The organism is Streptosporangium vulgare, from assembly GCF_042428775.1.
Taxonomy (GTDB): domain Bacteria; phylum Actinomycetota; class Actinomycetes; order Streptosporangiales; family Streptosporangiaceae; genus Streptosporangium; species Streptosporangium vulgare.
In genome coordinates this window covers 77,286-93,499 of record NZ_JBHMBS010000013.1, presented here as the reverse complement: position 1 = coordinate 93,499, position 16,214 = coordinate 77,286, and the positions used below count along the sequence as shown (strand labels likewise).

Below are 16,214 nucleotides of genomic sequence, written 5' to 3'. Positions count from 1 at the left end.
GAGCGCCGAGCCGGCCGGACTCTCCGCCGGGACCGGTCCCCGCCCGGCTCGGGCTCGTCCGTCCGGCCGTGACCCCCGCCCCCTCACCGGCAGGTGCCGAGGTCTCCCCGTATCGCGCGCAGCACCGCCCGGCGCTGGGTGTGGATGAAGAAGTGCCCGCCGGGCAGCAGCCGCAGACGGAACGCCGACTCCGTCTGCGCGCTCCACGCGCCCAGCCCGGCCGCCGTCGTGGTCGGGTCCCCGTTCCCGCCGAACACCGAGATCGGGCAGGCCAGCGGCGGCTCGTCCTGGTGGACGTACGACTCCGCCGCGTTCAGGTCGGCCCGCAGCACCGGCATGATGAGGCTCATCAGCTCCGCGTTGCCGATCACCTCCGGCGGGATGCCGTCGAGCCGGTGCAGCACCCGCATCAGGTCCTCGTCGCCGAGCTGCCCGAGGCGCGGCACGCCGTCGCGGACCTGGGGGGCGTTCCAGCCCGACACGAACAGCCGCCCGGGGCCCGGCAGTCCGCGCGAGCGCAGCCGCCGCGTCACCGTGAACGACACCAGCGCGCCCATGCTGTGCCCGAACAGCGCGAACGGCAGCGGGTCCAGGCGCGAGAGCCCGTCGACCACCGGATCGACGATCGTCGACAGCTTGTGCCTGGGCTTCTCCGAGATGCGGGTCTCCCTGCCCGGCGAGCGCACCGCCCACAGCTCAACGTCGCCGGGGAGCAGGTCGGCCCAGCCGCGGAACGTCGTGGCGCCGCCTCCCGCGTTGGGCACGCAGACCAGCCGCGCGCGGGGTCGTTCCGGCCGGTGCAGCGGCACCAGCCAGCTCGCGGGATGAAACGCCGAGGTCATGGAGGCGGGGGAGGTCATGGATGCGGTGGAGACAGTCATAGCGGAACCGCCAGGGATCGTGCGGAGTCCCGGGTCCGCTCACAGGCGGAGACCAGGTCCGCCAGGGACTCGGGAGGGAACATGTGCGCCGCGTCGCCCGGCCGGTACATCCTCTCGGGCTTCACGCACGACTCGATGAGCAGACCGTCCGCGCCGTACGCCGCGGCCGCCAGCGAGGCCGGAGCCACCAGCGAGGCCGAGCCGGTGCTGTGGCTGGGGTCGAAGACCACCGGCAGGTCGGTACGGGCGCGCAGCGCGGCGATCACGCAGAAACCGGGCTGGGGCGGCGTCCCCGAGGCGCCCGCGCAGAGCACCACGGCGGCGTTGCCCCGGGTGAGGACGAACTCCGCCGCCCGCAGCCAGTCGTCGACGCTCGCCCGCGGCCCCCGCATCAGCAGCACCGGCCTGGGCTGCGCGCCCAGCTCGGCGAGGAGCGGCCGGTTGTCCAGCTGCCGGCCGTCCACCTGCAGGCAGTCGGCCACCTCGGCGACCGCCCCCACCTCGCGCGGGTCGCACACCTCGGTGATCACCGGGATGGCCGCCGCCCGCCGGACCTCCGCGAGCGTCTCCAGGCCCCGCACGCCCTTGCCGGGGAAGTGGTAGGGGCTGCTGCGCGTCTTGGACAGCCCGGCCCGCAGGGCGTGCGCCCCCTGCGCCTTGACCGCGAGGGCCGTCTCGACCGCGTCCTCGGCCGACTCCAGCGCGCACGGTCCGGCCGCCCACCACAGCCGGGGTCCTCCGACCGTCCCGCCGTCGACCGCCTGCCCGGGGGGCCGGGGAGTCGCCGGTGGACCGGGGCGCCGGAGTCCGGGCCGCGAGGGGGGGCCGATCGTCACCTCGCGCGGTGCCACGCCGCTCTCCCGCCGTACCAGCCAGTGGCCGTCGGGGGTCGGGCGGCGGGCCAGCACGGCGGGTGAGGCGGGTACGCGGGCGAGGGACTCGTCGCCGCTCACCACGACGAAGACCCTCCCGGCCAGGCTGACCGGCCAGGCGGTGACGTCCTCGTGCGCCGCGGCCAGCGCCGCCACCTCCGCGGCGACCTCGGCGGGGGTGCCGGGCCGGAGCTCGATCAGCACGCCGGGACCTCCGCGCCGATCTCCTCCCGCCAGGCCGCGATGCTCGCGCCCAGCGCGGCGACGTCGGGCCCGTGCCGCAGCACCCCGGTCGTGACCGGCAGGACGGCCCGGCCCGGCGCCTCGGCGGCGACGGCGACGAGGTCGCGGGTCTCGCGCCCGGCCCTGCCGAGGCCCGGCAGTTCCACGACCGCCGACGGCATGCGGGCCACCAGGTCGAGGGCCTCCTCGCGGGCGGCCCCGACCACGGCCGCGGCCGCCACGCCGTGCTCGTCGTTCCACTCCCGCACCTCGTCGGCGGTGCGCTGCGCGACGGTGCGCGATCCGGTCACGGCGCCCTGCACCCCGCCGGCCGCGTGGTTGGAGGTGCGTACGAGCACCATGACCAGCGTCCCGCTGTCACGGGCCCGGCGCAGCAGCGGGTCGAGGGCGGCGAAGCCCATGAACGGGTTCGCCGTCACCGCGTCCCCGCCCAGCACGCTGCCGGGGCCCAGGTAGAGGTCGGCGTAGGAGTCCATGGTGTCGTCGGCGTCGCACACCTTCGCGTCCAGCACGGCGAGCGAGCCCCGTTCGTGCACGCCGTCGACGACCTCGCGCAGCAGGGCCGTGCCCGCGGCGCCGAAGCGGGTGAAGAACGGCACCTGGATCCGGTAGACGGACACCCGCTCGCCCGCGGCCTCCAGCACCACCGCGCACATCCGCCGGGCCCCGTCCAGGTCGTCGTCCATCCTCCACGCCTCCAGCCACTTGGGGGAGGGGGCGATCCCCAGGCAGAGGGCGGAACGGGTCGTGAGCAGGTCGGTCCATATCGGTACGGCAGCCATGGACCCATTGCACACGCTCGCGCCGGGGACCGCCTCGCGCCCGCTCGCCGCCAGGGCTCCGTCGGCTAAAATCTCCGCCTCGCGTCGCCACCTTGTTGATCTACAACGTAAAGGCACTCGGCCGGCGCAAGAAAGAGAGAGCACGGTCGCGGGCGGCCTCGCCCCCCTCTCATGGGGCGCAGCGTGCTCCGTTCCTGGGCGGGGTGAGGTCGACGAGGTAGCGGGTGACGGTGTCGTCGACGCAGGAGGAGGCGCCGGTGGCGTAGACGGTGTGCCCGTCGGCGTCGTAGGTCAGCAGCACGGCTGAGGGCATGTTCCGGGCGACCTCCCTGGCCCAGCGGTACGGTGTGCGCGCGTCCCGGGTGTGGCTGACCAGCACGATGGGCCCGGCGCCCCTGGCGCGGGCGGGGGTGGGCGCGACCGCGGGTGAGGGCAGGAAGGCGCAGGTCAGGTTGGTGCCCTCAAAGAGGCGGTCGACGCGGCGGATCTGCGCGGCGAGCCGTTCGTAGTCCCTCAGGTCCCTGGAGTGGGGCCGGTCGAGGCAGTTGACCACGCTCGTCACCTCGTCGACGGGCAGGGAGACCGAGGGGGCGCTGAGCTGGACCCGCAGGTCCGCGAGCGGGGTCCCGTCACCGTCGGCCGCCGCTCCCAGCGCGGTGGACAGCTCCCGCCAGGAGGAGGGGTTGATCAGGGTGCCGCCGATCACCGCTCGCACGGTGTCGGCGTCGAGGTCGTACCTGCCCCCGCGCAGCGGCCTGGTCCTCGCCCGCGCGATCACCTTGTCGATGGCGGCGAGGACGCCCTTCGCGCTGGTGGCCGGGCAGGCCATCCGGGGGTCGCGGGCGCACGCGCGGGCGAAGGAGTGCAGCGCCGCGGTGTGGGCCCTGGCGCCGTGCAGGGAGTCGGTCTCCCAGTCCAGGTGCGCGGTGTCGATGCCGTCGAGCACCATGGCGCGGACGCGGCGCGGGAAGCGGTCGGCGTAGCGCTGGCCGATGTTCGTGCCGTAGGAGTAGCCGAGGAAGCTGATCGTGTCCTGGCGCAGCGCCGCGCGCAGCAGTTCCAGGTCGGTGACGACGTTGGCGGTGCCGACGTGGGGCAGGACGTCCTTGCCGGTGCCGCGGGCGCAGGCCTGGGCGACGAGCCGGTAGTACGGTGCGACCTCGCCGACCAGCGGCAGGTCGGCGCGTGGTTTCCCGACGGGCTTGTCGCCCGCGCGCAGGCCGCAGTCGATGGCGGGCTTGCTGCCGCCCACCCCGCGCGGGTCGAAGGCGACGACGTCGAAGCGCTCGCGGAGCGGCGCGGGCCAGCTCTCGTGGAAGGTGCGGACCATCCAGGTGCCGGACTGGCCGGGTCCTCCGGCCGCGGCGACGAGCGTGCCGATCCGCTGGTCGGGCTTGCTCGCGGGGGCCTTGAGCAGGGGGAGGGTGAAGGTCCTGCCGTTGCCCGGGTCGGCGTAGTCGACGGGCACCGTGAGGGTCGCGCATCTGAACAGGCCGCACCGTCTCCACTTCGGCGCCTTCTTGATGAAACGTTCCAAACGGGCGTCGGACGCCGGATCGGGTGCCGCGGCGGGAGCCTTGGCGCCGGGCGCGTTCGCCGTGCCGTGTGCCGTACCGTTCGCCCTGCCATCGGCCGCGTCGTTCTTCATGTCGTGCGCCGCGTTGTTCTTTACGCCGTTCGTCATGCCGTTCGCCGTGTCGTTCTTCGGTACGTCGGCCGAGGCGGGGCCGGTCCCGAGGCCCGCGACGGCCGCCGCGGTGACCAGTGCCAGCACGGCCCCGGCCCATCGACGCCGGGCACCGCCGGTCCTCGCCGGTCTCATCGGCTTCGCGCCGTTCATGTTCTCTCCTTTGGGTCGGTCCTGATCGGTCCTGATCGGTCCGCCCCACCTGCGGGTGGAGTCGAGGATCACCGGATGGCAGGAAAGAACTTCGGAGAAGAAAATGAAGATCCTTCCGCTTCTATCTACATTTGTAGGTATTTCGAGTTGCAGGCCGCTTTCGTAGCGCTTGACAGGTGGTGCGCGGCGGAGGCGGAGGTGTTCTCTGACGATCCGCCGAGGCAGGGGGAGCCTCGTGGTTCCGGTGGGACGCCGGATCAGCGGGCATGACTTCGCGGGAACGACGACGAGATCGAACTGTCAGGCGTCTCGACGGACGCGCGGCAGCGGGCACCGGACGCCTTCCTCGGCCGTGGAGTAACGGTTGGCCCCGCCGTCGCGGATCGGGCGGCGGGCGAACCTGCCGGCGCTTTTCCCGCCGTGCCGACGGCCGCGGCGGCAGCGGCGGCAGCGGGCGTGGCGAGGCCGGTGCCGCCGGGAACGGCCGCGAGCGCGGCGACGCCCGTGCCGCTCGGCACGACCGCGAGTTTCGCGGTCCTGGGCCGGGACGCCGTCACGAACACCGGGACCACGGTCATCACCGGGGACCTCGGGGTGTGGCCGGGCCGGCGGCGGGCGGCAAGGCCGGCACCCGGACCACGGTCGGCTGCGTTCGTCGTCCCCAGCCGGTGCGCGGGGGACGAAACGGTGCCCGAGACGTCCGCGGGCCGGCGGGGGAACCCCGGTCAGGAACGGGGTTCCCTGGGTCCGCGGTAGGGGAGTGTCCGGCTGTAGACGAGGTTGGTGGTGGTGCTGCCCAGCTGGGCCAGCTCGTTGACGAGTTCTTCGAGGTGGCCCATGGAGGTCGCGGCCACCTTCAGCATGTAGCAGTCGTCGCCGGTGGTCCGCAGGCACTCCAGGATCTCCGGGCGCTCGTCGAGCAGCCGGTGCAGCGGCTCGTGCCTGCTGCCCGGATACTTCAGGCGGACGACGGCGAGCACGGGGAAGCCGGCCTTCTCCAGGTCGACGCTCGCGTGGTACCCGGTGATGACGCCCGCCGCCTCCAGCCGCCTGACCCGCTCGGTCGTGGCGGAGGCGCTGAGGTTCACCCGCCGCCCCAGCTCGGTGATCGGGATGCGGCCGTCCCGCTGGACCTCGACCAGGATCAACCAGTCGGTCGCGTCGAGATTCTCGGTCATCTGGCGAAGATACCGGCATATCAACGGCGTACGGCCTCGTACGCCGTGATGAGTCCCTTCCGGTCGCCGGTGATCGATGGATAGCCTGAAGTGGTGAGAATAGGAGTCAACGTCCCGAACTTTGGGCCCGGCACCGACCCCGGGGTGCTGCGCGGCTGGGCGCGAACGGTGGAGGGGCTGGGCTTCGATCTGCTCATGGTCTCCGACCACGTCGTGATCACCCCCGACGTCGCCGAGCAGTACCCGGCGCCGTTCTACGAGCCCTTCACCACCCTCGCCTGGCTGGCCGGGATCACCGACGGGATCAGGATCGGCACCACGGTGCTCATCGTGCCCTACCGCCATCCGCTGCTCGTCGCCCGGATGGCCGCCAACCTCGACCGGCTCAGCGGCGGGCGGCTCGTCCTCGGCGTGGGCGTCGGCTGGGCGCGGCAGGAGTTCGAGGCGCTCGGGGTCCCGTTCGAGCGGCGCGGGGCACTGACCGACGACCATCTGCGGGTGATGCGCGCAGCCTGGGACGACGAGGACGACTACCGGGCCGGGCGGATCCCGGTCTGGGTCGGCGGCAACAGCGACGCCGGCCTGCGCCGGGCGGTGCGTCTCGGCGAGGCGTGGCACCCGCTGCGCCTCACCCTCGGCCGGATGCGCGAGGCGCTGGACCGGCTGAAGGTCATCGCGGACGAGGAGGGCCGGCCGGTGCCCGGCTTCGCGCCCCGCATCGCCCTGCGGCTCACCGCGTCCCCGGTCACCGCCCCCGGGCGGCTCGCCGGTGAGGGCACGATCGACCAGGTCGCCGACGACCTCGAACGGCTGCGCCTGCTCGGCGCCGACACCGTCGTGCTCGACCCGTTCGACGGCGACCCGGAGGAGACGCGCCACCCGGAGGTGGCCTGGCAGGCGCTCGCGACCGTGGCCGCCCGCTGGGATCTGCGCACCCGTCAACCACGAACAGGACAGTCATGACGAACGACGACGAGAAGTATCTCCGCAGGGCCATCGAGCTCGCCGCCGGGGCGCGGGCGGCCGGAGAGGCCCCGTTCGGGTCGCTGCTGGTGGGCCAGGACGGCACCGTCCTGGCCGAGGACCACAACACGGTCCTCGGCGACCGCGACATCAGCGCCCATCCCGAGCTGAAGCTGGCCAGGTGGGCGGCCCGCGAGCTCGACCCCGGCACCGCGGCGGCCACGACCATGTACACCAGCTGCCAGCCCTGCCCCATGTGCGCGGGCGCGATCGAACGGTCCGGCCTCGGCCGCGTGGTGTTCGCGCTCTCCAACGAACAGCTCGCGAGCCTCAAGCCGGGAGGCGGCTGGCCGCACGTGCCCCAGGAGGGGCCCGCGCTGTTCGACGAGGCGCGCGTCCCGGTCGAGGGCTACTACGCCTGACCGATCCGCCCCGGTCGCCACCGCGCCGTCGTGGCCGGGTCCCTGGCCGGGTCCCTGGCCGGGGCCTCGGCCGGGGCCTCGGCCGGTCGCCTCACGGCTTCGGCCCGCCCCGCCTGGAGGCCGGGGCGGGCCAGGCGCGCAGTGCCGTCTCGGCGACCCGCAGCTGGTCCTCCCTGGCGCAGCCCGCGGCCGCCTGGACCGCGATGCCGTCGGCGGGCGCCCTCTGGATCTCCCAGACCTCCCCGGACTCCCCAGGCATCCAAGGAGCCGTCCCCTCATAAGATCCTGATCACCGGTGCCACCGGCTACGTCGGGTCGCACGTGGCCACCGCGTTCGCCGAGGCCGGTCACGACGTCGCGGCCCCGGCCCGCCCGGCCCCCACCCGGTCTCCGCGTGGCGGCCGCCGACGCTTCCCCCCAGCGTGCCACGCTCACGCGTTCCACTCCGTCAGGGCGTCGCCCATCGGGGTGCGCGTGTAGAGCACCGATCGCCCGCTCCTGCCGCGCGAGACCAGCCCCGACCGCCTGAGCACCGCGAGGTGGTCGCCGACGCCGCCGAGCGTCATGCCCAGCCTGGCGACGAGCTGGCTGGTGCTCGCGGGCGCCGCCAGCTCCAGCAGCACCGCGGCCCTGCCCCTGCCGAGCAGCGCGGCCAGGCTGTCCGGCGCGGGCACCCGGCTCTCCCACAGCGCGGCCACCCCCCGCGCGGGATAGGTGAGCCCGAAGGCGCGCGGCGGGTCCGGCTGGCGGTGCCGCTGTTCACGCTGATGGCGGTGCCGTACCTCTTCTTCGCGCTGTCACCGGGCGCGGGGGTCGCGACGGTGCTGGTGGCGGTGGCCTCCTTCGGGTTCGCCGGGCACCTGGGCACGCAGGAGCGCTACGTGGCGGCGGTGCCCGAGCGCGTCCGGGGACAGGCGCTCGGGCTGGCGGGCAGCGGCACGATGGCCGGACAGGCGCTGGCGGCCTCGGGGACGGGGACGCTGGCCGAGTTCGTACCGGTCTCCGCGGCGATGGCGCTGGCGGGGGTGGCGTCACTGGTGGCGACCGCGTGCCTGTATCCCGCCCTGACCCGTCCCGCCGGGGATCGGGCGGCTTCAAGGACGGACGGGTCGTGAGGACACCCGGGGGCCGCGAAGGCCTGGCCGCGCGCCGCCGAGCCGGACGGGAGGGTGACGGCGGTCGCCGGTGAGCGGAGAACTACCAGTGAGCCGGTCGGGTGAGTGACGGCGGCAGCGTGGTCCGGGCGTCGCCCTTCGCCGCGTCCAGCTGCGACTGGATCAGGAAGATGCTCCCGGTGAGGTCGGCGCCCGAGAAGTCCGCGTCCCTGAGGTCGGCCCCGATGAGGTCGGCCGTCCTCAGGTCGGCGCCCCTGAGGTCGGCCCCGATGAGATAGGCGCCCCTGAGGTTGGCGCCCCTGAGGTCGGCGCCCCTCAGCTTGGCCCCGATGAGGTCGGCCCCCCTGCGGTCCTTCCTCCCGCGCCCGGCTCCGGCGCGCACGAGCTCGCTCGTGCGCAGCAGCAGGGTGTTGACCTCCCGCCGGTGCGCCGCCACGTCCAGCCGTACGAGAGCGTCGGGGGTGTCGCGGGTGAGGCGTTCGGTCTTCTCCAGGGCGAGGCCGAGCTCGCCGTGGATCGGGCGGGCCGGGGGCAGTGTCAGCGCCTCGGACAGGTACCAGAGCAGCTCGTGGAGATCCCGCATGATCGGGAACACCTCGAACATCCGCTTGGCGGTCCGCGGCGCCCGCCGCCAGTCCTGCCCGCCGAAGGTGACCTGGGAGACCTTCTGCCCGGCGCCGAAGCAGTCGTAGACGGTGCAGCCCCGGAAGCCCTTGTCCCTGAGGCGCGTGTGGATGCCGCAGCGGAAGTCGGTCCGCAGGTTGGGGCAGGCCTGCCCGGCCTTCTTGTCGATCGCGAAGTCCGACGAGGCCGAGAAGGCGGGCACGACACAGCACAGCGCGAAGCAGCTCTCACAGTCGGCTCGCAGATCGGCGCGCCCCTCCCCCGGGGAGGGGGTTGTGCGCTCGCGGCTCTCGGACACTACGCGGAATCTCCTGAACAGGGCGGCCGTGCTGTTCACGGCCATGTTCCGATGGCCGTGAACAGCGATTTGACCAGTGAACCCTACCCGAACCCGCCCATCTCCCGATCACGGGCGGGACAGCGCGGCGGGTGGGGGACGGGCATATGGGGGACGGGCATGTGAGAGTCGGGCATGGTCCCGATGACGACGGTGGCGTCCAGCTCGTCGGAATCGACCACCCGTGGGATCAGTCCGTTGCGGGCGAAGGTCTCCGCGGTCTGGGGCGCCTGGCGCTCGCTCGTCTCGATCAGCAGATGGCCGCCCGGTGCCAGCCACAGCGCCGCCTCCGCGGCCACCCGCCGCTGGATCTCGAGCCCGTCCGCGCCACCGTCGAGGGCCACCCGGGGTTCGTGCACGCGGGCCTCCGGGGGCAGCAGCCCGATCGCCCCGGTGGGCACGTAGGGCGCGTTGGCGGTCAGGATGTCGACGCGGCCCCGCAGCGTGGCGGGCAGCGGCTCGTAGAGATCGCCCTCGTACACCAGGCCGTCGGCGGCGGCGAGGTTGCGCCGGGCGCAGCGCACCGCGGCGGGGTCGATGTCGACGGAGTGCGACTCGACCCGGCCCAGGGCCGCGACCAGCGCGGCGCCCACCGCGCCGGAACCGCAGCACAGGTCGACGATGATCCGTGGCCGGTCAGGGACCTGACCGGCGGGGACGGCGAGCGCTTCGGGATCGGGGGGACCGAGGGGATCGGAGGGATCGGAAGGGGCGGAGGGGGCGAGGGAGCCGGTGGGATCGGCCGGGGCGACGGCCGGGTGGGAGCGGCCGGTGGGCCCGGCGGTCCGGCGGGCGAGGGCGACGGCCTGGTGGACGAGGAACTCGGTGCGGCGGCGGGGAACGAAGACCCCGGTGTCCACCGCTATCCGCAGCCCGCAGAAGTCGGCCCAGCCGAGAACGTGTTCGAGGGGCAGACCGGCGACCCGCCGGTCCACCATGTCGGTGAGGTCGGACGGCGTCCGCGCCGTGGAGATGAGCAACCGCGCCTCGTCCTCGGCGAAGACACAACCGGCGGCCCGAAGCCTGGTGACGATGACGGGCTGGGGGAGAAATGACGGTAAAGCCGACATTGGAGCCTTTCGGAATGCCGATGGGGCTCCCTCGGTCACCTACGTCGGAAGGACCGCGCGGCCGTGAGATGGGAGCACCCGACCTGACACAGCGGTAATGGGTCTCACCTCCTCGATCACGTCCATTGCTGGAGGGCAACACTACCCGAGCCGGTCCCCGGTGCGAACACGTTTACACCGGGCGCGCCCTCGGGGAGGACGGAGCCCGAACTCAGGGGGACGGTTCCCGGCGGTTCCCGTCCGCGTTGGCCCGCCGCGCCTCCTCCGCAGCCCGGCCACGTCCTCTCCGGAGGTCGATCGTGCCTTCCCGGAGGGGGCGGACGTCCCCGCCGGGAGCGCGGCGTGCCACCGCTCCGAGAGACACCTGTGAGAGCGGTGGCCGGTTCTTCCCGTCCTCCCGCGAGAACCCGGCACGCCGGGAGTACGGCTCAGGACGGGGAGCCGGCGGACTCGGCGGACCCAGCGGACTCGGGGAACGCGCCGGACGCGCCGGATTCGGGGGACTTGGCGGACGCGGGGGACGCGGGGGCCTTGACGGACTCCGTGCCGGGAATGCGCCTCAGCAGGTAGGTGTCCATGATCCATCCCTTGCGCTCCCGGGCTTCGGTGCGGACGTCGCGGATTCGGTCGGCGACCTCCGCGACCGGCCCGGCGACCAGGATCTCGTCGGGGGTGCCGAGGTAGGCGCCCCAGTAGATCTCGAAGCCGGCGGTGTCGGGCAGGGAGGCGAAGGCGTGGCGGGCGTCGAGCATCACGACGATGTCGTCGGACCCGCCGGGCCCCTCCTCGGACAGGCGGCGGCCCGTGGTGATGTGCAGGGGCCGTGCGACCTGGGTCAGGCTGGTGCGGTGCCGGGCGGCCAGCGCGGACACGCTGCTGATACCGGGCACGACGTCGTACTCGAACCGGACCGTGCCCCGGTCGAGGACCTCCTCGACGATGGCCAGTGTGCTGTCGTAGAGGGAGGGGTCGCCCCAGACCAGGAACGCGCCGGTCTCGTCGTCGCCGAGCTCGTCGCGGACGAGCCGCTCGTAGATGTCGGCCCGGCGCGACCGCCAGTCCTCCACCGCGCCCGCGTACGCGGGAGTGGTCCGGTCGCGGTCGGGGTCGCGGGCCTCGACCAGCCGGTACGAGGCGCGGGCGTGCGCGTCGACGAGGTCCTGCCGGAGCTGGACGAGGTCGTGCTTGGCCTCCCCCTTGTCGAGGATGAAGAACACGTCGGCCGAGGCGATGGCCTTGACCGCCTGAAGGGTGAGGTGGTCGGGGTTCCCCGCGCCGATGCCGATGATGAGGATTCGCTTCACGCGGGAAAGTCTGCCGCCTGCGCGAAGGGGCCGTCGCGCCGGGCCGGGCCCTGACCCCGATTCCCGGCGGGAGAGGAGAAAACGTGAGGTAGAACCCCGCCCTGGTCTAGTCTCGCGATCGTGACGATCAGGAACTCGCACTGCTCCTTCTGCGGTGAAGCCTTCACCCCCGGCCAGCCCTGGCCGCGCACCTGCTCCGGCTGCGCGAACACCTCCTACCTCAATCCGCTGCCGGTCGCGGTGATGGTGCTGCCGGTGGACGACGGCCTGCTGGTGGTCCGTCGTGACGTCGAGCCGCACCGGGGCGGGCTCGCCCTGCCCGGCGGCTTCGTCGACATGGGGGAGTCCTGGCAGCAGGCGGCCGTGCGGGAGCTTCGTGAGGAGACGGGGATCGTCGTCGACGCGGACGGCGTGCGGCTCCTCGACGTGCTCAGCGCTCCCGACGGCACCGTGCTGGTCTTCGCCCTGGGGCCGCGGACCGGCGAGGCGGACCTCCCGCCGGTCGTGCCGACGGCCGAGACGACGGAGTGGCTGCTGATCGACGGGCCGCGAGAGCTGGCGTTCCCGCTGCACACCCGGATCGTGGCGGAGTACTTCGCCGGGAAATGATTACGGTGAGTGTCGGCGGCCGCGATCTGGCCCGCGACCTCGGTGGGAGGCGCGGCACGGCCGCCGAGGGCTCCACCGGTACGGCTCCTCGTCCCCCTCGGTCCGTTTAGCGCGGGCGCGACGGGTAGAAGGCAGTTGTCCAACCTTCACTGACGAGGAGAAACGCCATGACGGAGAACGTGTGGAGCTACCGCCCCGAGGCCTACAGTGGCGAGCAGACGCTGGACCTCGTGGGGTTCGACGTGGAGGCCACCGACGGCAAGATCGGTTCGGTGGACGAGGAGAGCAACACGGTGGGTGACAGCTACATCGTCGTCGACACCGGTTTCTGGATTTTCGGCAAGAAGGTCGTGCTGCCGGCCGGCACCGTGCACCAGATCGACCCGCAGGAGCGCAAGATCTACGTCTCGCGCACCAAGCAGGAGATCAAGGACGCGCCTGAGTTCGACGAGGCGACCTACAAGGAGCCCGGCTACCGCGACAAGCTGGGCGGCTACTACGGCCCCGGCGCGCCGTAGTCGTTGATCGTCGACGAGCCCCTCCCCTCCCGGGGAGGGGCTCGTTCGTCGTGTCGCCCCCTCAGGCTGGCGCCGGGGCCCGGCCCCGCTCCCTTCTGTCCCTGATCACCGTGAGCAGGACGGCGAGGAGGCCCAGCAGGGCGACGGTCGCGTTCGCGGCGGTGAGGAGGACGGCCTCGCCGGTCGTCGTGCCTTCGAGGTGGTGGAGGTGGTAGAGGAGATGGGGGATCGAGAACACGCTGTACGCCAGCGCGGCGGGGATGACGAACACGGCGCGCGGTATGACGAGCGCTATGCCGAGGAGAAGGGCGATGCCGAGCGTCGCACCCCCGAAATCCCGCGCGTAGTGTTCACTGAACGGCGGCGTGAGGTCGACCGTGGGGAAATCGGTGTAGAAGCTCTCGGGGAAGAACTGGTTCCAGAACCCGACGACGAGTTCGTCGAGGAAGAGGATGGCCAGGGCGATGCGGATCGGGACGTTCACCTCGTCTCCCCGCTCCGCGCGTCACGCGTGAGACGTTCCCCGGGCAGGCAGGGCCGGGCGATGGCACGCCCGGCACCCGGGCGACGCGCTCCTCGTGACGGCGGGATCCCTCCCGGTGCCCGTCCCGGTATCCGGCCTGATGTCCTTTCCGGTGCCTCCTGCGGCTCCGGTCGCGGGTGACGTGTGAGGGCATGCCGGTTCCGCCGCGCTGGGCGGGCCGTAACGAACATGGTGCTCCTTTCCGGTTCGTTACCGGCTATGACCAGGAGGGCGTCTCGAATGTGACAACCGGCCGATCCCGGTGCGCCCGGTCTCCGATCAGTTCTGGCCGAGCCAGAGGTCGGGCCCGAACACCTCGTAGTGGATGTCGGAGGCGGGCACCCCGCGCCGCAGCAGCTCGGTACGCACCCCGCGCATGAACGGCAGCGGCCCGCACAGGTAGGCGACCAGGGGGTCGGGAAGGTCGATTCCGGTCAGGTCGACCTGGCCGGCGTTCGGCGCCGGCAGGCAGGAGCAGTCGCCCGTCTCCTCGTACCAGCGGTGCAGGGTGGCGCCGGGCAGGGCGTCGACCAGCCGCCTGAGCTCGTCCCGGTGGGCGTGGTCGGCGGGGCTGCGGTCGGCGTGGACGACGGTGACCCGGCGGGTGGAACCGTTCGCCGCGAGGTGCTCGACCATCGACAGGATGGGGGTGGCGCCGATGCCCGCCGAGGCCAGGAGCAGCGGGGGACCCTCGGTGGGCAGGGTCAGGTCGCCGAACGGCGCGGAGACCGTCAGCACGTCCCCGGCCCGGACGTTGGCGTGCAGCCAGTTGGACACCTCCCCGTCGGGTGTGTCGCCGCCGCGCACCCGTTTGACGGTGATCCGCCAGTCGTCCCGCTCGGGGGCGCACGACAGGCTGTACTGCCGGATCTGCCGCGCGCCGTCGGGCAGGGTGACCGCGACGCTGACGTACTGGCCGGGCCTGAAGGACAGGGGGATCCGCGGGCGCAGGGTGAAGGAGACGGCGTCCGGGGTCTCGCGCCGCCGTTCGAGCACCGTGGCCGGCAGCCAGCCCTCCGTCGCGGAGTCGCGGTAGAGGTCCGCCTCCAGGGCGATGAGCGCGTTCGCCATCAGCCAGTAGACCTCGTCCCAGGCCGCCACCACCTCGGGGGTGGCGGCGTCGCCGAGCACCTCGGCGATGGCGGCGAAGAGGTACTTGTGGACCACCTCGTACTGCTCGGGGGTGATGCCGAGCGAGGCGTGCTTGTTGGCGATCCTGGCGAGCATCGCGTCCGGCCGGTCGTCGGGGCGCCGCACCAGGATGGTGGCGAAGGCGGCGATCGACCCGGCGAGCGCGCTCTGCTGCTCGCCGTTGGCCTGGTTGCCGCGATTGAACAGTCCGCGCAGCAGTTCGGGGTGGTCGGTGAACATCATCTGGTAGAAGCGTCCGGAGATGTCCTGGATGGCGCCCCCGACCGCGGGCAGGGTGGCGCGGACGATCACGGCCGAATCTGGGGAAAGCACAGGTCCTCCAACTACTAGATGATCTTTGCACGGGTGGGATCGGGCACGCCGAACTCCTGGTCAGACGTGTTCTTCCTCCCGTCGCCCTATTTATACAAGCAGATTTTGTATAAACTCAAGTTCGTGGGCTGTGAGATAGGGCTCCCTCGCGACAGGCTCGCGGGACCGGGCGCTTACGGGGGAGGGGCCGGCCGGCCGCGTCTACGATGGCGGCCGGAGTCTTCGCGTCCACCTGGACGAGCGCGTCGCGGCACCGCCGCAGGGGAGCAGGGGAGGTGAGCGGCCATGACCGAGCCGAGGAAGCCGCGCGGGACCGACGACGTCACGGGCGCCACGACGTCCGCGCGGGCCGCCGGACACCCCGTGCCGCCACCGGCCGGTCGCCGGCGGCTCATCCTGACGATGCTCCGCGAGTCCGGGACACCGCTGGGCGTGGTCGAGATCGCCGAGCGGCTCGACGTCCATCCCAACACGGTGCGGTTCCATCTCGACGCCCTGGCCGACACCGGCCGGATCGAGCGGGTTCACGCGGCACCGGCCGGTCCCGGCCGGCCGCCGCTGGTGTTCCGGGCTCGGCCGGGGATGGATCTCGCCGGGCCGCGCAACTACCGCGTGCTGGCCGAGATCCTGGCCGGCAACCTGGCCGCCGGACCGGAACCCGCCGCCAAGGCGATCGAGGCCGGACGGGCGTGGGGACGTGCTCTGGCGGCCGACCGGCCGGCTCCGGCGGCCGCTCCCACGCGGGAGGAGGCGGTGCGCGAGCTGGTGGGCCTGCTCGACGACATCGGGTTCGCCCCCGAGGAGCGGCCGGAGGGTGACGGCGGGCGGATCGGGCTGCGGCACTGCCCGTTCCTGGAGCTCGCCACGACCCAGGGCAAGGTGATCTGCCCGCTGCACCTCGGGCTCATGCAGGGAGCGATGGCGGCACTCGGCTCCCCGGTGACCGTGGACCGGCTCGAACCGTTCGCCGAGCCCGACCTGTGCCTCGCGCACCTCGCGGCGGTCCGTGACGCGTCGTGACGCGTCGTGTCACGGGGTGATCCGGGGGTGCGCGCGGGCCTCGTGTCACGGGATGACCGGCGGGGCCGCGCGGGCCTCACCGCGACCGGGCGCCTCGTCGTGCCGGACGTCTCACCGCGGCCGGGCGTCTCGTCGTGCCGGAGGTGGTCGGCGGCGTGCCGGGGGTGATGGGCGGAAAGGCGGGTGCCCGTGAAGGCACCCGCCTCTCGATCGGGCCGGAAGGCGGGCGCCCGCCGTCCCCGCGGGAGCGCCCGCCTCCTGACCGGGGGCGGCTCTCATCCCATGACCGCCCCGGCTGATCTCCCGCCCGTCCGCGCGCCACCGTGGAGCCCTCCCGCGCGCCACCGCGGGACCCCGCCCGTCCCAGCCCGTCCCCGCGCGGTCCTTTCGCGCGGAGCCGGGCGCCGGGTTCCGGGACCTCGAGACGGTGACCTCGAAGCGGTGACCTC

General features: G+C 73.2%; 19 protein-coding genes. 7 read left to right on the top strand and 12 right to left on the bottom strand.

From position 1 onward, the window contains the following. Positions 1-83: 83 nt before the first annotated feature. The 5 genes from ACFFRH_RS26155 to ACFFRH_RS26135 form a co-directional block, all read right to left on the bottom strand. Positions 84-881: a thioesterase II family protein gene (locus ACFFRH_RS26155; protein WP_344745292.1), complete on the bottom strand. Its 798-nt coding sequence runs from the start codon at positions 879-881 to the stop codon at positions 84-86. Next, positions 878-1,957 (bottom strand): hypothetical protein, encoded by a 1,080-nt coding sequence (locus ACFFRH_RS26150; protein WP_344745291.1) that lies wholly within the window; start codon positions 1,955-1,957, stop codon positions 878-880. The genes ACFFRH_RS26155 and ACFFRH_RS26150 overlap by 4 nt, the downstream gene beginning before the upstream one ends. Further along, entirely contained in the window at positions 1,951-2,778 is an 828-nt protein-coding gene (gene pyrF, locus ACFFRH_RS26145; protein ID WP_344745290.1) for an orotidine-5'-phosphate decarboxylase, read from the bottom strand. Before pyrF ends, ACFFRH_RS26150 begins: the two co-directional genes overlap by 7 nt. A 169-nt stretch (positions 2,779-2,947) precedes the next feature. Continuing rightward, on the bottom strand, positions 2,948-4,618 hold the full coding sequence (locus ACFFRH_RS26140; protein WP_386160253.1) for an alpha/beta hydrolase: 1,671 nt from the start codon (positions 4,616-4,618) through the stop codon (positions 2,948-2,950). Between the two features lie 725 nt (positions 4,619-5,343). Beyond that, positions 5,344-5,796 (bottom strand): Lrp/AsnC family transcriptional regulator, encoded by a 453-nt coding sequence (locus tag ACFFRH_RS26135; RefSeq protein WP_386160251.1) that lies wholly within the window; start codon positions 5,794-5,796, stop codon positions 5,344-5,346. Positions 5,797-5,889: 93 nt separating this feature from the next. Here ACFFRH_RS26135 and ACFFRH_RS26130 point away from each other — a divergent pair, with 93 nt between their 5' ends. Further along, positions 5,890-6,759 carry an LLM class flavin-dependent oxidoreductase gene (locus tag ACFFRH_RS26130; RefSeq protein ID WP_386160249.1) on the top strand — a complete coding sequence of 290 codons (870 nt, stop codon included), beginning with the start codon at positions 5,890-5,892 and terminating at the stop codon, positions 6,757-6,759. After that, positions 6,756-7,181 (top strand): nucleoside deaminase, encoded by a 426-nt coding sequence (locus tag ACFFRH_RS26125; protein WP_386160247.1) that lies wholly within the window; start codon positions 6,756-6,758, stop codon positions 7,179-7,181. The genes ACFFRH_RS26130 and ACFFRH_RS26125 overlap by 4 nt, the downstream gene beginning before the upstream one ends. Positions 7,182-7,272: 91 nt before the next feature. On the opposite strand, the gene ACFFRH_RS26120 is transcribed toward ACFFRH_RS26125, so the two are convergent. Beyond that, positions 7,273-7,440 (bottom strand): hypothetical protein, encoded by a 168-nt coding sequence (locus ACFFRH_RS26120; RefSeq protein WP_386160383.1) that lies wholly within the window; start codon positions 7,438-7,440, stop codon positions 7,273-7,275. A gap of 23 nt (positions 7,441-7,463) precedes the next feature. Here ACFFRH_RS26120 and ACFFRH_RS26115 point away from each other — a divergent pair, with 23 nt between their 5' ends. Continuing rightward, positions 7,464-7,661 carry an NAD-dependent epimerase/dehydratase family protein gene (locus ACFFRH_RS26115; RefSeq protein WP_386160370.1) on the top strand — a complete coding sequence of 66 codons (198 nt, stop codon included), beginning with the start codon at positions 7,464-7,466 and terminating at the stop codon, positions 7,659-7,661. On the opposite strand, the gene ACFFRH_RS26110 is transcribed toward ACFFRH_RS26115, so the two are convergent. Beyond that, complete coding sequence (locus tag ACFFRH_RS26110; RefSeq protein WP_386160245.1) at positions 7,613-7,879, bottom strand: ArsR/SmtB family transcription factor; 267 nt, start codon at positions 7,877-7,879, stop codon at positions 7,613-7,615. The genes ACFFRH_RS26115 and ACFFRH_RS26110 overlap by 49 nt on opposite strands. Positions 7,880-7,930: 51 nt before the next feature. On the opposite strand from ACFFRH_RS26110, the gene ACFFRH_RS26105 reads away from it, so the two are divergent. Further along, positions 7,931-8,296 carry an MFS transporter gene (locus ACFFRH_RS26105; RefSeq protein ID WP_386160243.1) on the top strand — a complete coding sequence of 122 codons (366 nt, stop codon included), beginning with the start codon at positions 7,931-7,933 and terminating at the stop codon, positions 8,294-8,296. Positions 8,297-8,378: 82 nt separating this feature from the next. Here ACFFRH_RS26105 and ACFFRH_RS26100 read toward each other — a convergent pair whose 3' ends face one another. From ACFFRH_RS26100 to cobF, 3 genes are all read right to left on the bottom strand, one after another. Then, positions 8,379-9,218, bottom strand: coding sequence for a pentapeptide repeat-containing protein (locus ACFFRH_RS26100; RefSeq protein WP_386160241.1), 840 nt, complete (start codon positions 9,216-9,218; stop codon positions 8,379-8,381). A gap of 83 nt (positions 9,219-9,301) precedes the next feature. Further along, entirely contained in the window at positions 9,302-10,327 is a 1,026-nt protein-coding gene (locus ACFFRH_RS26095) for a putative protein N(5)-glutamine methyltransferase (protein WP_386160239.1), read from the bottom strand. A 428-nt stretch (positions 10,328-10,755) separates the two neighbouring features. Next, positions 10,756-11,631 carry a precorrin-6A synthase (deacetylating) gene (cobF, locus tag ACFFRH_RS26090; protein ID WP_386160237.1) on the bottom strand — a complete coding sequence of 292 codons (876 nt, stop codon included), beginning with the start codon at positions 11,629-11,631 and terminating at the stop codon, positions 10,756-10,758. A gap of 120 nt (positions 11,632-11,751) precedes the next feature. On the opposite strand from cobF, the gene ACFFRH_RS26085 reads away from it, so the two are divergent. Both ACFFRH_RS26085 and ACFFRH_RS26080 read left to right on the top strand, forming a co-directional pair. Further along, positions 11,752-12,240, top strand: coding sequence for an NUDIX domain-containing protein (locus ACFFRH_RS26085; protein ID WP_386160235.1), 489 nt, complete (start codon positions 11,752-11,754; stop codon positions 12,238-12,240). Positions 12,241-12,407: 167 nt separating this feature from the next. After that, positions 12,408-12,758: a PRC-barrel domain-containing protein gene (locus ACFFRH_RS26080; RefSeq protein ID WP_386160233.1), complete on the top strand. Its 351-nt coding sequence runs from the start codon at positions 12,408-12,410 to the stop codon at positions 12,756-12,758. A 61-nt stretch (positions 12,759-12,819) separates the two neighbouring features. Here ACFFRH_RS26080 and ACFFRH_RS26075 read toward each other — a convergent pair whose 3' ends face one another. Both ACFFRH_RS26075 and ACFFRH_RS26070 read right to left on the bottom strand, forming a co-directional pair. Beyond that, entirely contained in the window at positions 12,820-13,242 is a 423-nt protein-coding gene (locus ACFFRH_RS26075) for a hypothetical protein (protein ID WP_386160231.1), read from the bottom strand. 318 nt (positions 13,243-13,560) lie between these two features. Continuing rightward, entirely contained in the window at positions 13,561-14,745 is a 1,185-nt protein-coding gene (locus tag ACFFRH_RS26070) for a globin domain-containing protein (RefSeq protein WP_386160229.1), read from the bottom strand. A 285-nt stretch (positions 14,746-15,030) separates the two neighbouring features. On the opposite strand from ACFFRH_RS26070, the gene ACFFRH_RS26065 reads away from it, so the two are divergent. Beyond that, positions 15,031-15,765, top strand: a complete 735-nt coding sequence (locus tag ACFFRH_RS26065) for a helix-turn-helix transcriptional regulator (protein WP_344749542.1) — start codon at positions 15,031-15,033, stop codon at positions 15,763-15,765. Positions 15,766-16,214 lie beyond the last annotated feature (449 nt).

What these genes read in the sequence shown, in the direction of transcription:
- ACFFRH_RS26120 (WP_386160383.1), bottom strand. Translation starts at nt 7,440, where the DNA reads ATGCCTGGGGAGTCCGGGGAGGTCTGGGAGATCCAGAGGGCGCCCGCC.
- ACFFRH_RS26095 (WP_386160239.1), bottom strand. Translation starts at nt 10,327, where the DNA reads ATGTCGGCTTTACCGTCATTTCTCCCCCAGCCCGTCATCGTCACCAGG.
- ACFFRH_RS26140 (WP_386160253.1), bottom strand. Translation starts at nt 4,618, where the DNA reads ATGAACGGCGCGAAGCCGATGAGACCGGCGAGGACCGGCGGTGCCCGG.
- ACFFRH_RS26125 (WP_386160247.1), top strand. Translation starts at nt 6,756, where the DNA reads ATGACGAACGACGACGAGAAGTATCTCCGCAGGGCCATCGAGCTCGCC.
- pyrF (WP_344745290.1), bottom strand. Translation starts at nt 2,778, where the DNA reads ATGGCTGCCGTACCGATATGGACCGACCTGCTCACGACCCGTTCCGCC.
- ACFFRH_RS26080 (WP_386160233.1), top strand. Translation starts at nt 12,408, where the DNA reads ATGACGGAGAACGTGTGGAGCTACCGCCCCGAGGCCTACAGTGGCGAG.
- ACFFRH_RS26065 (WP_344749542.1), top strand. Translation starts at nt 15,031, where the DNA reads ATGACCGAGCCGAGGAAGCCGCGCGGGACCGACGACGTCACGGGCGCC.
- ACFFRH_RS26135 (WP_386160251.1), bottom strand. Translation starts at nt 5,796, where the DNA reads ATGACCGAGAATCTCGACGCGACCGACTGGTTGATCCTGGTCGAGGTC.
- ACFFRH_RS26155 (WP_344745292.1), bottom strand. Translation starts at nt 881, where the DNA reads ATGACTGTCTCCACCGCATCCATGACCTCCCCCGCCTCCATGACCTCG.